This is a genomic window from Janthinobacterium sp. FW305-129, assembly GCF_020858115.1.
Taxonomy (GTDB): domain Bacteria; phylum Pseudomonadota; class Gammaproteobacteria; order Burkholderiales; family Burkholderiaceae_D; genus Janthinobacterium.
On sequence record NZ_JACYMM010000011.1, the window covers coordinates 36,451 to 51,299 of the forward strand.

The 14,849-nt window shown below is 63.3% G+C and carries 12 protein-coding genes and 1 other RNA gene; all 13 read right to left on the bottom strand.

Annotated features, from left to right (window positions below):
• Position 1: 1 nt before the first annotated feature.
• Positions 2-970: a D-alanine--D-alanine ligase gene (locus IGS61_RS21350; protein ID WP_230541477.1), complete on the bottom strand. Its 969-nt coding sequence runs from the start codon at positions 968-970 to the stop codon at positions 2-4.
• Between the two features lies 1 nt (position 971).
• The gene (gene murC, locus IGS61_RS21355) at positions 972-2,375 is read right to left on the bottom strand and encodes a UDP-N-acetylmuramate--L-alanine ligase (RefSeq protein ID WP_230541478.1); all 1,404 of its coding nucleotides are present in this window, start codon (positions 2,373-2,375) and stop codon (positions 972-974) included.
• A 10-nt stretch (positions 2,376-2,385) separates the two neighbouring features.
• Complete coding sequence (gene murG, locus IGS61_RS21360; RefSeq protein WP_230541479.1) at positions 2,386-3,480, bottom strand: undecaprenyldiphospho-muramoylpentapeptide beta-N-acetylglucosaminyltransferase; 1,095 nt, start codon at positions 3,478-3,480, stop codon at positions 2,386-2,388.
• Positions 3,477-4,688, bottom strand: coding sequence for a putative lipid II flippase FtsW (gene ftsW, locus IGS61_RS21365; protein WP_230541480.1), 1,212 nt, complete (start codon positions 4,686-4,688; stop codon positions 3,477-3,479). Before ftsW ends, murG begins: the two co-directional genes overlap by 4 nt.
• Complete coding sequence (gene murD / locus IGS61_RS21370; protein ID WP_230541481.1) at positions 4,688-6,244, bottom strand: UDP-N-acetylmuramoyl-L-alanine--D-glutamate ligase; 1,557 nt, start codon at positions 6,242-6,244, stop codon at positions 4,688-4,690. The genes ftsW and murD overlap by 1 nt, the downstream gene beginning before the upstream one ends.
• On the bottom strand, positions 6,244-7,419 hold the full coding sequence (mraY, locus tag IGS61_RS21375; RefSeq protein ID WP_034748886.1) for a phospho-N-acetylmuramoyl-pentapeptide-transferase: 1,176 nt from the start codon (positions 7,417-7,419) through the stop codon (positions 6,244-6,246). The genes murD and mraY overlap by 1 nt, the downstream gene beginning before the upstream one ends.
• Before the next feature lie 2 nt (positions 7,420-7,421).
• Positions 7,422-8,852 (bottom strand): UDP-N-acetylmuramoyl-tripeptide--D-alanyl-D-alanine ligase, encoded by a 1,431-nt coding sequence (locus IGS61_RS21380; protein ID WP_230541482.1) that lies wholly within the window; start codon positions 8,850-8,852, stop codon positions 7,422-7,424.
• On the bottom strand, positions 8,852-10,360 hold the full coding sequence (locus tag IGS61_RS21385) for a UDP-N-acetylmuramoyl-L-alanyl-D-glutamate--2,6-diaminopimelate ligase (protein WP_230541483.1): 1,509 nt from the start codon (positions 10,358-10,360) through the stop codon (positions 8,852-8,854). The genes IGS61_RS21380 and IGS61_RS21385 overlap by 1 nt, the downstream gene beginning before the upstream one ends.
• A gap of 8 nt (positions 10,361-10,368) precedes the next feature.
• Entirely contained in the window at positions 10,369-12,147 is a 1,779-nt protein-coding gene (locus IGS61_RS21390) for a peptidoglycan D,D-transpeptidase FtsI family protein (RefSeq protein WP_152254313.1), read from the bottom strand.
• Positions 12,147-12,416 carry a cell division protein FtsL gene (gene ftsL, locus IGS61_RS21395; protein ID WP_010394930.1) on the bottom strand — a complete coding sequence of 90 codons (270 nt, stop codon included), beginning with the start codon at positions 12,414-12,416 and terminating at the stop codon, positions 12,147-12,149. Before ftsL ends, IGS61_RS21390 begins: the two co-directional genes overlap by 1 nt.
• A complete protein-coding gene (gene rsmH, locus IGS61_RS21400; protein WP_230541484.1) occupies positions 12,413-13,384 on the bottom strand; it encodes a 16S rRNA (cytosine(1402)-N(4))-methyltransferase RsmH in 972 nt (323 codons plus the stop codon). Before rsmH ends, ftsL begins: the two co-directional genes overlap by 4 nt.
• Positions 13,385-13,393: 9 nt before the next feature.
• Positions 13,394-13,822 (bottom strand): division/cell wall cluster transcriptional repressor MraZ, encoded by a 429-nt coding sequence (gene mraZ, locus IGS61_RS21405; RefSeq protein WP_230541485.1) that lies wholly within the window; start codon positions 13,820-13,822, stop codon positions 13,394-13,396.
• 664 nt (positions 13,823-14,486) lie between these two features.
• Positions 14,487-14,826: RNase P RNA component class A (rnpB, locus tag IGS61_RS21410), an RNA gene on the bottom strand.
• Positions 14,827-14,849: the final 23 nt, after the last annotated feature.

Here is a 14,849-nt window from a genome sequence, read left to right on the forward strand (position 1 = left end):
ATCAGCGCCGTCCCTTGTGCATTTTCAGGCTTGCGCCGGCAACGATTTCCAGGCACAGGTCTTCATAGCTGGTGCCTTCCGCGCGCGCCGCCATCGGCACGAGCGAATGACCCGTCATGCCGGGCGAGGTATTGACCTCCAGCAAAAACAGCTTGCTGTCGGCCGCGCGCATCAGCACATCGACCCGTCCCCAGCCTTCGCAGCCGAGGGCGCGGTACGCCGCCAGGGCGATGCGTTCCATCTCGGCGATGATGGCCGGGTCCAGCTGCGGCGGGCAGAAGTACTGCGTGTCGTCGGTAAAATACTTGTTCTGGTAATCGTAATTGCCTTGCGGCGCGACGATTTCGATCGGCGGCAACGCGCGCGCCGAGGCGCCCTTGCCCAGGATCGCGACGGTGAACTCGCGGCCCTTGATGAATTCCTCGGCCAGCACCGAATCATCGAGGCCGGCGGCGATGTCGTAGGCGGCCTGGAAGGCGGACGCTTCGTTGACCGTCGTGATGCCGATGCTCGAGCCTTCATGCGGCGGCTTGACGATCAGCGGCAAGCCCAATTCCGCGGCGACCTTGGCCAGGTCGGAGCTGTCGTCCAGCACCGCGTACTTCGGCGTCGGCAGCTCGTGCATCAGCCAGATCATCTTGGTGTAAACCTTGTCCATGCCCACCGAACAGGCCATCACGCCGCTGCCCGTGTACGGGATGCCCAGCTGTTCCAGCGCGCCCTGCAGGCTGCCGTCTTCGCCGAAGCGGCCGTGCAGCGCGATGAAGACGCGGTCAAACTTCTCAGCGGCCAGTTCGGCCAGGCTGCGTTCGCCCGTGTCGAAGCCATGCGCATCCACGCCATGGCTTTTCAAAGCGGCCAGCACGCCCGCGCCGGACATCAGCGACACTTCGCGCTCGGCCGAACGGCCGCCGAACAGGACGCCGACCTTGCCCAATTGTTTTACGTCGATAGCTGAAGCTTGGTTCACATCAGGCCTTTACAGTGTTGGATTGATACGTTGTCAGTTGATTCGGGATGCCGCTGATGGAGCCGGCTCCCATGGTCAGCACGACGTCGCCGTCGCGCGCCACGCTCATGATGGTGTCGGCCATGTCCGTCATGGACTCGACGAAAATCGGTTCGATCTTGCCGCGCGCGCGCAGCGCATGCGCCAGTGCGCGGCCGTCGGCGGCGACGATAGGCGCCTCGCCCGCCGCATACACTTCGGACAAGAGCAAGACGTCGGGCGCACCCAATACCTTGACGAAATCCTCGAACAGGTCGCGCGTGCGGCTGTAGCGGTGCGGCTGGAACGCCAGCACCAGGCGGCGGCCAGGATAGGCGGCGCGCGCGGCGGCCAGGGTGACTTCCGTTTCCACCGGATGGTGGCCGAAATCGTCGACCAGCGCGAAGCTGCCGCCATTCGGCAGCGCCACGTCGCCATAGCGCGTGAAGCGGCGGCCCACGCCAGAAAACTCGGCCAGGCCCTGCTGCGTGGCGCTGTCGGCGATGCCGATTTCGCGCGCGATGGCGATCGCCGAGCAGGCATTCTGCACGTTGTGCATGCCGGGCTGGTTCAGCACCACGTCGAGGTCAGGATAACCTTCCTGCAGCACGGTGAAATGCATTTCCAGGCCCACGGCGCGCGCGTTGATGGCGCGCACTTGCGCGTCTTCCGCGAAACCGTAAGTGGTGACGGGCTTGGTGACGGACGGGATGATGGCGCGCACGTGCGGATCGTCGATGCACAGCATTGCGCGGCCATAGAACGGCAAGCGGTGCGTGAACTGCACGAAAGCCTGCTTGAGCTTTTCGAAATCGTGCTCGTAGGTATCCATGTGATCGGCGTCGATATTCGTGATCACTTCGATCATCGGCGTGAGGTTCAGGAACGAGGCGTCCGATTCATCGGCTTCGGCCACCAGGTAGTCGCCCGAGCCCAGCTTGGCGTTCGCGCCGGCGCTGGTCAAGCGGCCACCAATGACGAAAGTCGGGTCGAGACCGCCCTGCGCCAGCACGGAAGCGACCAGGCTGGTGGTGGTGGTTTTGCCGTGCGTGCCGGCGATGGCGATGCCGCGCTTCAGGCGCATCAACTCGCCCAGCATCACGGCGCGCGGCACCAGCGGAATCTTGCGCGCGCGCGCTGCCGCCACTTCCGGATTGTCTTGCGGGACGGCGCCCGACGTCACTACCGCATCGGCGTCGCCGATGTTCTCGGCCGCGTGGCCCAGCATGACGGTCGCGCCCAGGCCCGCCAGGCGCTGCGTCGCCGCATTGCTGCCCAGGTCGGAGCCCGACACCTTGTAGCCGAGGTTGACCAGCACTTCGGCGATGCCGCTCATGCCGCTGCCGCCAATGCCGACAAAGTGGATATTGTTTACTTTATGCTTCACAGAGCTAACCTCATGCCAGTTTTTCCAATACGTGTGCGATCGCCTCATTGGCGTCGCGCTTGCCTGCTGCCAGTGCCGCCTGCGCCATATGCTGGCAGGTATCGCGGCTCAGCGATGCCAGCAGGGTGCTCAGCGACGCCGCACTCATTTCCGTCTGCGGCAGATGAATCGCCGCGCCTTGTTTTGCCATCCATTGCGCGTTGTCGCGCTGGTGGCTGGTGGTCGACGCCACCAGCGGCACGAGCACGCTGGCCACGCCGGCCGCCGTCAATTCCGACAGGGTGATGGCACCCGCACGGCAGATCACCAGGTCGGCCTCGGTATACGCCCTGGCCATGTCGTCGATGAAGTCGACCACTTTGGCTTGCACGCCCGCCTGCGCATATGCGGCATGCAGGGTGTCGATATTCTTCTTGCCCGACTGGTGCGTCACCAGCGGACGCTCGGCTTCCGGCACCAGCGCCAGCGCGGCAGGCAGGTTGTCGTTCAGCGCTTTCGCGCCCAGGCTGCCGCCCACCACGAGGATGCGCAACGGTCCGCTGCGGCCCGCGAAACGCGTGGCTGGCGGCACCATGGCGAGTATCTCGGCGCGCACGGGATTGCCCGTGACGATGGCCTTGCCGGCAGCGCTGCCGAAATCGGCGGGAAAGCCGAAGCACACCTGCTGCGCCAGCGGCACCAGGGTCTTGTTCGACAGCAGCAGCGCCGCGTCGGCATTGACCAGCACCAGCGGCACGCCCTTCAGGCGCGCCATCAGGCCGCCCGGCACGGTGACGTAGCCGCCCATGCCCATCACCACGTCCGGCTTGCGGCTGGCGATGAAACGGCGGATGGCAAAGAAGCTGGCCAGCATCCTGAAGCCGCCCTGGATGGTGTGCGCCAGGCCCTTGCCGCGCATGCCGGAGAACGCGATGGCATCCATGGGAATGCCGCTTTTCGGCACCAGTTCCTGCTCCATGCCGTGGGTCGTGCCCAGCCAGCTCACTTCCCAGCCGCGCGCGCGCATCGTCTGCGCAATCGCCAGGCCAGGGAAAATATGGCCGCCGGTGCCGGCCGCCATGATCATCAGTCTTTTCGTCGTTTTCAATTTCGTCACGCTGTTCATAGCCGGCCTCCCCGCATCAGGATCCGGTTTTCATAATCGATGCGCAGCAAAATCGCCAGGCCGATACAGTTAATCAGTACGCCCGTGCCGCCATAACTCATCAAGGGCAAGGTCAGGCCCTTGGTCGGCAGCAGGCCCAGGTTCACGCCCATGTTGATGAAGGTTTGCACGCCGATCCAGATGGCGATGCCTTTCGCCGTCAGGCCGGCAAAGGTCTGGTCGATGGCGATCGCCTGGCGGCCGATGTCAAATGCCCGCTTGATAATCCAGTAGAACATGCCGATCACGACCAGCACGCCCACCAGGCCCAGCTCCTCGCCGATCACGGCCAGCAAAAAGTCCGTATGCGCTTCGGGCAGATAATGCAGTTTTTCCACGCTGCCGCCCAGTCCCACGCCAAACAGTTCACCGCGTCCGAAGGCGATCAGCGAGTGCGTCAGCTGGTAAGCCTTGTTCAGCGCATTGTCTTCCTGCCACGGATCGAGATACGCAAAAAACCGCTCGCGGCGGAATTTCGACAAGGCGATGATAGTGACGAAGATCGCCGTCAGCATGGCGCCGATACCGCCGAACCAGATGGCGTTGACGCCACCCAAAAACAGGATGCCCATGGCGATGCAGACGATCACGCCGAAGGCGCCCAGGTCGGGCTCCATCAGCAGCAGCAAGCCGACGAAGCTGACAGCCAGCGCCATCGGCATGAAGCCCTTGGTCAGCTTGTGCATGTATTCCTGCTTGCGCACGGTGTAGTCGGCCGCGTACAGCACCATCACCACCTTCATCAGTTCGGACGGCTGCGGCCGCAGGCCCGGCAGGTTCAGCCAACGGCGGCCGCCGTTGACGGACACGCCCAGGCCCGGTATCAGCACCATCACCAGCAGCACCAGGGTGCCGATGAACAGCCACGGCGCCATCTTTTGCCAGGTGGCGACGGGGATGCGGAACACCAGCGCGCCGGCGATCACCGACACGCCGATGAACAGCGCCTGGCGCACGACGAAATAATTGTTCGTATAAGCGGCGAACTTGCGCGCATCCGACAGCGAGATCGACGCCGAATACACCATCACCATGCCCAGCAACATGAGCAGCAGGACAACCCACACCAGCGGCTTGTCATAGTCCATCATCTTCGACTGCCGCGCGCGGCCATCCAGCGGCTTGGCAGCCGAGCCGGAACCAAAGCTGAAGGGCAGTTGGAAGGCCATCAGATATCCTGTCCGTTTTCCAGGGCGATGTCGCGCACGGCGTCGACAAACACCTGCGCGCGGTGCGCATAGTTCTTGAACATGTCCAGGCTCGCGCACGCGGGCGACAGCAGCACGGCATCGCCGGCCAGCGCCAGACTGCTGGCGCGCTTGACGGCCTCGGGCAAGGTGCTGCAATCGACGATGTCCACGCCGGCCGGCTCCAGCGCCGCGCGCAAGGCTGGCGCATCGCGGCCGATCAGCACCACGGCGCGCGCATAGCGCGACACGGGTTCGGCCAGCGGCGAGAAATCCTGCCCCTTGCCGTCGCCGCCGGCAATCAGCACCAGGCGCTGTTCCGCGCCGCCAAACGCCTTGCCCAGGCCGGACAACGCAGCCACTGTCGCGCCCACGTTGGTGCCCTTGCTGTCATCGTAGTATTCAACTTCAGCCACGGCCGTGATCAGCTCCACCCGGTGCGGCTCGCCCTGGTATTCGCGCAAGCCGTGCAGCAGCGGCGCAAATGGCAGGCCGATGGCGCGGCACAGGGCCAGCGCCGCCAGCGCATTCGAGGCGTTATGCTGGCCGCGGATTTTCAGCGCGTCGGCCGGCATCAGTTTCTTGGCCATCGTCGGCACCGGTTCCGGCGCCGGATCGTTCTTCCTGCGTTTTTTCTCGATCACTTCTTCGCTGGGCACGGCTTGCGCCAGCCAGAAGATGCCGCGTTCATTGACGAGGCCAAAGCTGTCCACTTCCGCCGGTTCGCCCGTGCCGAAGGTGATCGTCTCGGTCAGCGGATCGGCCATGTGCATGACAGCCGCATCGTCGCGGTTCAATATGCGCACGGTCTGCTCGCCGAAGATGCGCGCCTTGTCGGCAGCGTAGGCCGCCATGTCGCCATGCCAGTCCAGGTGATCCTGCGACAGATTCAGGACCGTGGCCGCATCGGCCTGCAGGCTGAACGTCGTGTGCAGCTGGAAGCTGGACAACTCGAGTATCCATGCCTGCGGCAAGGTACTGGCGACGGGTTCGGCCGCTTCAGCGTCCGCCTCCACCGGCTGCGGCGCGGGCTCGGCATCGAGCACCTCGCGCAGCACGTCCAGCGCGGCCGGGCTGATATTGCCGGCCACGCGCGTGGCCAGGCCCGCGCGTTCGCACAACAGGCCCACCAGGCTGGTGACGGTCGTCTTGCCGTTGGTGCCCGTGATGGCGATGACTTTCGGCGCATAGCCGCGTTCCGCCTTGAGCGCCGCCAGGGCCTGCGCGAACAGTTCGATCTCGCCCCACACGGGGATGTTCTTTTCCTGCGCCGCCGGGGCGATTCCAGCCAGTTCGCGGCCCGGCGCCAGGCCAGGGCTGACGGCGACGAAGTCGACGCCATCGAGCAGTTCGGCCGTGAAGGCGCCGGCGATGAACTGCGCCTGCGGCACGGCGGTCTGCAGCGCGGACAGGCGCTCAGGGGTTTGCCTTGTATCGGCCACGCGGACTAGCGCACCGCTGCGGGCCAGCCACAGGGCCATGGCCAGCCCCGATTCGCCGAGGCCCAGTACCAGTGCGGTTTTATCTTGGTACATCATCAGCGCAGCTTCAAAGTGGTCAGGCCGAGCAGCACCAGCATCATGGTGATGATCCAGAAACGCACGACCACCTGCGTCTCCTTCCAGCCTTTTTGTTCAAAATGGTGGTGCAACGGCGCCATCAGGAAGACGCGGCGGCCGGCGCCATAGCGCTTCTTGGTGTACTTGAACCAGACGACCTGGATGATCACGGACAGCGTTTCGACGACGAAGATGCCGCCCATAATGAACAGGACGATTTCCTGGCGCACGATGACGGCGATGGTGCCCAGTGCGCCGCCCAGCGCCAGCGCGCCCACGTCGCCCATGAACACTTTGGCGGGGTGGGTGTTATACCAGAGGAAGGCCAGGCCGGAACCGGCCAGCGCGCCGCAGAAGATCACCAGTTCGCCGGCGCCCGGAATGTGCGGGATGAACAGGTAGCGCGCATACGTGGCGTTGCCCGTCAGGTAGGCGAACAGGCCCAGGGCCGTGCCCACCATCACGGTCGGCATGATGGCCAGGCCATCGAGGCCGTCCGTGAAGTTGACGGCGTTGCTGGTGCCGACGATGACGCAATAGGTCAGCGCGATAAAGCCCCACACGCCCAGCGGATAGCTGATGGTCTTGAAGAACGGCACGATCAAATCGGCCTTCGGCGGCAGGTCCATGGCGAAGCCCGACTGCACCCAGGCGTAGATCAGATTCCACACGTGGCCCGCGTCAGGTTCCGACACGGAGACGGAAAACGCCAGGTAAAACGCGGCGACGATGCCGATCAGCGACTGCCAGAAGTATTTTTCACGCGAGCGCATGCCCTCCGGATCCTGGTGCACCACCTTGCGGTAGTCGTCGGCCCAGCCGACGGCGCCAAAGCCCAGGGTGACGATCAGCACGGGCCAGATGAAGCGGTTCGACAGGTCGGCCCACAGCAAGGTGGAAATGCCGATGGCGATGAGGATCAGCACACCGCCCATGGTGGGCGTGCCGTGCTTTTTCAGATGCGTTTGCGGGCCGTCCGTGCGCACGGCCTGGCCGACCTTCATGCGCGTGAGCATGCGGATCACGGCGGGGCCGGCGCACAGGCCGATCAAAATCGCCGTCAGGGTGGCGAAGACGGCGCGGAAAGTGATGAAGTTAAAGACCCGCAATGGGCCAATGTCGTCCTGGAAATAATGAGCGAGCCAGAGCAGCATGATTAGTGAGCTTCCTTGTTTTTGTTGTTTGAACCAATCAAATGCTGCACGGCCCGTTCCATCTTCATGAAGCGGGAGCCCTTGATTAATACTGTTGCATCCGAACGGCCGGACAGACGCGCATCGAGCGCCGCCAGCAAGCCGTCGAACTGTTCGAAATACTCCACGACCGTGCCTGATTCCTGGCTTGCGGCAGCCTGCGCCGGATTCACCAGATGGCGCGCCAGGCCGCCCGTCGCCAGCACGTATTCGATGCCTTTGGCGGCGGCGTAGGCGCCGATCTCTTCGTGGAACTGCTGCCCCTGCGTGCCGACTTCGCCCATCTCGCCCAGCACCAGGATGCGCGGTTTTGCTGCCTGCGCCAGCACGTCGATGGCCGCGCGCGCCGAATCCGGATTGGCGTTATACGTGTCGTCGATGATGGTGGCGCCGTTGGCGGCACGTTTTTTCTGCAGGCGGCCATTCACGGGCGCGAACGCCTCCAGGCCCTGCTTGATATGTTCTGGCGCGATGCCGGCGCCGACGGCGCATGCCACCGCGGCCAGCGCATTGCGCACATTGTGGTCGCCCGCCGCCTGCAGGCCGACAAAAAACTGGCGCAAGCTGCCATCCTGTGCGCGCACGCTGACGAACAAGTCGCTGCCAAAATCCTCGGCCGCGCGGTGCGTACAGCTCACGTCGGCGTCTTTCGACAGGCCGAAGGTGATGACGGCACGCGCGCCGGCCAGTTCGCGCCACAAGGGCGTAAATTCATCGCCGTGCGGGAAGACGGCCACGCCGTCATGCGCCAGGGCTGCCAGCGCGGCGCCGTTCTCGCGCGCCACCGCTTCCACCGTGTGCATGAATTCCTGGTGTTCGCGCTGCGCGTTGTTGACCATCGCCAGGGTCGGCGCGGCAATCGCGGCCAGACGCGCGATTTCGCCCGGATGGTTCATGCCCATCTCGATGACGGCCGCCTTGTGTTCTTCATTCAGGCGGAACAGGGTCAATGGCACGCCGATTTCATTATTCAGGTTGCCGCGCGTGGCCAGGCGCGCTTCTTCGCCAAAGGCCGCCGCCAGGATCGATGAAATCATTTCCTTGACGGTGGTCTTGCCGTTGCTGCCGGTGACGCCGATGACGGGCACATTGAAACGGCCGCGCCAGTGGTTGGCGATGCGGCCCAGCGCGGCCAGGGTATCGGGCACCACGATGGCCGCTACCTTGCCGCTGTCCCAGCCTGCGGGCAGGCGCTCGACCACCACGGCGGCGACGCCGCTGGCGGCCACTTGTTCAAGAAAATCGTGGGCGTCGAAACTCTCGCCGCGCAGGGCGACGAACAGCGAACCGGCCTGGGCGCTGCGGCTGTCGGTGGAAACGCCGTCAAAAACGGCATCGCCCGTGAGCTGCGCCCCTTGCAGCGACGGCATCAGTTCTGTCAGGGTGCCGCGCATCAGTTCGTCCTCATCATGGTCAGGCGCGCGGACAGGGCCAGCTGCGCATGGTCGGCGTCGGAGAACGGCAGCTTCTTGCCCTTGATTTCCTGGTACGGCTCATGGCCCTTGCCCGCCAACAGGATCACGTCCGGCTTGGCCGCGTGCTTGATGGCCGACAGGATGGCGGCGGCGCGGTCTTCGATGGCTTGCGGCTGCGGGCCGTCGGCACGCATGCCTGCGACGATCTGCGCGATGATGGCGTGCGGGTCTTCGCTGCGCGGATTGTCGCTGGTGACCAGCACGTGATCGGCCAGCTGCGCGATGGCGCCCATCTGCGGACGCTTGCCCGGATCGCGGTCGCCGCCGCAGCCGAACACGCACCACAGCTGGCCGCCCCGCTCCTGCGCCACCTGGCGCAAGGCGGCCAGGGTTTTTTCCAGCGCGTCCGGCGTATGCGCGTAATCGATGACGACCATCGGCGCGTCCTGTCCACCCACCTGCTGCATGCGGCCCGGGGCCGGCTGCAGCGATTCGATGCCGTCGATGGCGGCGCGCAGGCCGGTGCCGTGCGCCAGCAAGGCGCCCAGCACGGCCAGCGCGTTGCTGATATTGAAATGGCCCACCAGCTGCGTCTTGACGAGCGCCACGCCCAGCGCGCACTCCAGGTGGAAGTCGGTGCCGGCATTGCGGCTGCGGAACTGGCTGGCGCGCAGCATCAGCACGCCAGGCAGATCGGGCAAGGCCGCCGCATCCTGCAAGGTATAGCCGATGACGGGATACGCGCCGGCCAGCTTGCCGTCCACGTGCGCCGCCAGGCGCAGGCCCATGGGGTCGTCCAGGTTGATGACGGCCGTTTTCAGGCCGGGCCAGTCGAACAGTTTTACTTTGGCCGCCTCGTAAGCCGCCATGTCGCCATGGTAGTCGAGGTGGTCGCGCGTCAGATTGGTAAACATGGCGACGTCGAAATGCATGCCGGCAGCGCGTTCCTGGTCCAGGCCAATCGACGACACTTCGATGGCAACGGCCTTGGCGCCAGCGTCGCGCATGACGGCCAGTTTGCGTGCCAGCAGCACGGCGTCGGGCGTGGTGTAGCCGGTGACGTCGAATTCGATGGCGCCGCGCGGCTTGCACAGGCCCACGCCCAAGGTCCCGATGACGGACGATGTTTCGCCCAGGCGCGCCAGGGCTTGCGCCAGCCAGAGCGCGCACGAGGTCTTGCCATTCGTGCCAGTCACGCCGGCGCTGAACATGGCGCTGTCGGGCATATCGTAAAAAGCATGCGCCACGGGGCCGGCCAGGCGCTTCAGGTCGCTGACCAGCAGATGCGGCACGGTCCATGCGGCGTTCCATTCCACGGCGTCATGCACGATGGCGGCGGCGCCCTGCGCGATGGCGGCGTCGATGAAATGTGTGGCGCCCGCGTAGGCGAAAAATACGTCGCCGCGCTGCACGCGGCGCGAATCGGACGTCAGCTGCCCCGACGGGGCAGCCGTTTTGATCCACAAACTGATGTCTTGTATGGTCATGAGTGACTTCACATGGCCTCCGGGCCGGCATTGGCCGGGACCACGATTTCGGTAACGGAGGAATCGGGCGGTACGTTCATCGCGCGCAGCGCGTTGGTCGCAATCGCCGCGAAAGCGGGAGCGGCGACCTGGCCGCCATAGTGGGCGGGGCCGGTCGGTTCATCGATCATCACGGCAATGATGAAGCGCGGCGCCGACATCGGCACCATGCCCACGAAAGAGCCGATGTATTTGCGCGGCATCGCGTAGCGGCCGTTTTCCACTTTATAGGCGGTGCCTGTCTTGCCGCCCACGCGGTAGCCGGCAACCTGGGCGCGCTTGGCCGAGCCGTGCGCGCCGGAGACCACCAGTTCCAGCATGGCGCGCATTTCGGCGGCCGTCTTCGGCTTGATCACTTGCTGGCCCACGGGCAGTTCATTGACCTTCTGGAATGACAGGGGAATCGTGTCGCCGTCGCGCGCGAACATCATATAAGAGCGCGCCAACTGGATCAGCGACACGGAAATGCCGTTACCGTAGCTCATGGTCGCCTGTTCCACCGGGCGCCACGATTTATACGGACGCACGCGGCCGGCCACGGCGCCGGGGAAGCCCCATTTCGGCTGCTGGCCGAAGCCCACCTTGGTAAACATTTCCCACATTTCCTGCGACGGCATGCCCAGCGCGATCTTCGAGGTGCCGATGTTCGACGACATCTCGATGATTTCGGAGACGTTGATCACGCCGTGCGGCTTGGTGTCGGTGATCGTGCGGTCGGCGATGGTGTAGCGGCCCGGGCCCGTGTCGATCAGGGTGGTCGGCTTGACCCGGCCCGTGTCGAGCGCCAGCGACACCGTGATCGGTTTCAGGGTCGAACCGGGCTCAAAAGTATCGGTCATGACGCGGTTGCGCAACTGCTGGCCCGTGAGCTTGCGGCGGTCGTTCGGGTCGTAGCTCGGGTAATTGGCCAGGGCCAGCACTTCGCCCGTGTGCACGTCGAGCACCACGGCGCCGCCCGCCTTGGCATTGAATTTTTCCACCGCTTCCTTCAGCTGCGTGAAGGCGATGTACTGGATCTTGCTGTCGACGGACAGGGTCAGGTCCTTGCCGTCATGCGGTTCGTGGATGAAGCCGATGTCTTCGACGATGTGGCCCAGGCGGTCCTTGATCACGCGGCGGCTGCCGGTGGTGCCGACGAGGGTTTTCTGCTGCGCCAGTTCCATGCTTTCCTGGCCCACGTCTTCCACGTTGGTAAAGCCCACCACGTGGGTCATCACTTCGCCCTGCGGATAAAAGCGCTTGTATTCCTTGCGCTCGTCGATGCCGTCGATGCCCAGCTTGGAAATCTTGTCGGCCACATCCATCTCGACCTGGCGTTTCAGGTAAACGAAGCTGCGGTCCGAATCGAGCTTCTTGCGCAATTCGTTGACGTTCATTTCCAGCAGGCCGGCCAGCGCATTGATTTTTTCAGGGGACGCCTGCAGCACGTCGTCGGGAATGGCCCAGATGGCTTTCACGGGGACGGACGACGCCAGCACCTGGCCGTTGCGGTCGGTGATCTTGCCGCGCGTGGCCGGCAGTTCGAGCGTACGCTCGTAGCGCGCCTTGCCCTGTTTTTGCAGGAACTGCGTCGACACGCCCTGCAGCCACAGGGCGCGCGCGCCCAGGCCGGCGAAAGCGAAGAACAGCAGGAACAGCACGACGCGCGAACGCCAGACGGGCAGACGCACCGCCAGTACGGGGTTCTTCGAGAATGGCACGCCTTTCGATGCCGCCACCCGGCCGTTGCTGTTACCGCCCAACTTCATTATTCGCCCTCCGTCAGGTATTGCGTACGCGCCGCCGTCAGCGGCGTCATGCTCAGGTCACGCCGTGCAATCGCTTCGATGCGTTCATGCTTGCCCAGGGTGGACTGGTCCAGCTGCAGCTGCGCCCAGTCGATGTCGAGCTGGCGCGACAGCGCTTGCGCGCGCTCCAGGTCGATCAGCAGGTGGCGCGACTGGTACTGCGCGTTCACCAGCGACAGGCCGCAGCACACCAGCAGGGCCGACAGCACGACACACAGCTTGCCAGTCATCGGGCGCCGCCACTGACTGGGATGGGCAAACGCTGCGCCACGCGCATCACGGCCGAACGCGAACGGGGATTGCCCTCGATCTCGGCGTCGGACGGCTTCATCTTCGAAATCAGCTTCATTTCCGGCTGCGGCAAGTCGACCGCGCGGATCGGCAGGCGGCGGTCAGGCTGCTCCACGTTCGCCTTCGAGGCGAAGAAGCGCTTGACCATGCGGTCTTCCAGCGAATGAAAACTGATCACCGCCATGCGCGCACCGGGCGCCAGGCAGGCATATGCCTGGTTCAAGCCGATCTCGAGATCCTCGAGCTCTTTGTTAATGAAAATGCGTATGGCCTGAAAGGTGCGGGTAGCGGGGTCCTTACCCTTCTCGCGGGTCTTGACGGCGCCTGCCACGATGCCGGCAAGCTGTCGTGTGCTTGAAATTGGCTGGACTGCCCGGCCAGCAACAATCGCCTTTGCAATCTGAAAAGCAAACCGTTCTTCCCCATAATCGCGTATCACTTTCTCTAAATTCTGCTCGGTTTCCACCGCCAGCCATTCGGCCGCGGAGATGCCGCGCGTAGTATCCATGCGCATGTCCAGCGGCCCGTCGTTGCGGAAGCTGAAACCGCGCGCCGCGTCGTCGACCTGCGGCGACGAGATGCCCAGGTCGAGCAGGATGCCGTCCACTTGCTGCACGCCGCGTTCGGCCAGGCTGGCCGTCATGGTGGCAAAGCTGTCATGGACGATGTCAAAGCGAGGGTCGCCGATCTGTTCGGCCGTGGCGATGGCCTGCAAATCCTTGTCGAAGCCGATCAGGCGCGCGTCAGCGGCCAGGCGCGACAGGATCAAGCGGCTATGGCCGCCGCGGCCAAACGTGCCATCGACGTAAATGCCGTGCGCGCGGTCGCCCGACAGGTCGAGCGCATTGACCGCTTCATCGAGCAGCACCGTGCGATGCTGAAATTCCGGCACCGTGAGTTGTGTCATTACGGAGCCTTAGAAAGAAAAATTGGAAAGTACATCGGGGGTGCCGGCATCGATTGCCTGCTGTTCTTTGTCGGCCAACTTGGCGGCATCCCATATTTCAAAGTGGCTGCCCATGCCGATCATCATGACTTCGCGCGCCAGTCCGACGGCGTTGCGCAATTCGGGCGAGATCAGCACGCGGCCCGCCGAGTCCAGCTCGACGTCGACGGCGTTGCCGAGGAAGATGCGCTGCCAGGCGCGCGCCGACATGGGCCAGGCGGCGATTTGCTGGCGGTGGCTTTCCCACACGGGACGGGGGAAAAACAGCAGGCAGCCATCGGGGTGTTTGGTCAGGGTCAAGCGGCCTTCGCATTGAATCGACAGCGCGTCACGGTGCTTGGCAGGGATAGACATCCTGCCTTTGGCATCGAGATTGATTGCGGACGCGCCTTGAAACACGGAAGACCTTTTTTTGAGCTTGGCTTGCGACGCTTGCGCATCACGATGAAAAGGGAAAATTTCCCACAAAAACACACTTTTTCACACAGTTGCCCACTTTAGAGGAAGCAAAGATAGTGGTCAAGCGGTTTCCGATTGGCAAAACAGGAATTTTATTAATGAAATTAAGGACTTAGCGCATATCGTTGAAGGAGTCTCAAATAAAAATATATCGATAAATTAGATACTTATGAAAGATAGTGAATGTGCTACCTCATCTGCACACATGTGTTTTCCTACCGTAAACATCGAAAAAAACGAAATCGGAAAATTGAATTTTTTACAGTTAGTTGACACATGACAATACTTTCGTCATCCAGGCACAACAGCAATCAGTCCCAGCGAAAGACTTGGTTTAAAGCAAAAGAAATTCGCCCATGGCGCGCATCGGCCCTGTTTTCCGGGGGCTGGCCTGCTGCGGGAAAACCATTTTTGCAATGCAGCAATTAATTGGAAGCAAGAAACTTTAACCAATTGTCCACTTTAGTTGTATATACAACTTTATCTTGATTGCACTATTTTTAGAAACAAAAAAAGCCCCATTGCGGGGGCTTTTTTGGGCGGCGCGCAGCTGGCAAAACGCTGCGGAGGAGATACTCCCTGGCAAGCCAGGAAACAGGAATTCAAGTGAAGCAGGCCGGTAGGCCGGATTTTGTTACGGCGCTTTCCCTTGCAGGTCGGCGCTATGACAGTCATTCCTCTAGGCGCCAGATTACTCGGGCGCTCAAGCTTTCTACCCGCACGCTCCGCGAGCAGCATCATCGCGTGCCTATTTGAAATTGCACCAGGTGGAGGTTACCGCGTTTCACCGTAACTTAATACGCTCGTCTCTGTGGCCCTATTCCTCGCCTTATACCTTGCGGCTTTCAGCGGACGGCCGTTAACCGTCACCCCGCTCTATGGAGTCCGGACCTTCCTCCCGCCAGCGCATTGCTGCGCCGGCCAGCGACTGTCTGGCCTGCTTCACCCGCCATTGTACCGCGCCGCA

Bases quoted from the DNA above. Each gene is read 5' to 3' on its own strand.
- murG (WP_230541479.1), bottom strand. From the start codon at position 3,480: ATGAACAGCGTGACGAAATTGAAAACGACGAAAAGACTGATGATCATG.
- ftsW (WP_230541480.1), bottom strand. From the start codon at position 4,688: ATGGCCTTCCAACTGCCCTTCAGCTTTGGTTCCGGCTCGGCTGCCAAG.
- murD (WP_230541481.1), bottom strand. From the start codon at position 6,244: ATGATGTACCAAGATAAAACCGCACTGGTACTGGGCCTCGGCGAATCG.
- mraY (WP_034748886.1), bottom strand. From the start codon at position 7,419: ATGCTGCTCTGGCTCGCTCATTATTTCCAGGACGACATTGGCCCATTG.
- IGS61_RS21380 (WP_230541482.1), bottom strand. From the start codon at position 8,852: ATGCGCGGCACCCTGACAGAACTGATGCCGTCGCTGCAAGGGGCGCAG.
- IGS61_RS21385 (WP_230541483.1), bottom strand. From the start codon at position 10,360: ATGACCATACAAGACATCAGTTTGTGGATCAAAACGGCTGCCCCGTCG.
- IGS61_RS21390 (WP_152254313.1), bottom strand. From the start codon at position 12,147: ATGAAGTTGGGCGGTAACAGCAACGGCCGGGTGGCGGCATCGAAAGGC.
- ftsL (WP_010394930.1), bottom strand. From the start codon at position 12,416: ATGACTGGCAAGCTGTGTGTCGTGCTGTCGGCCCTGCTGGTGTGCTGC.
- rsmH (WP_230541484.1), bottom strand. From the start codon at position 13,384: ATGACACAACTCACGGTGCCGGAATTTCAGCATCGCACGGTGCTGCTC.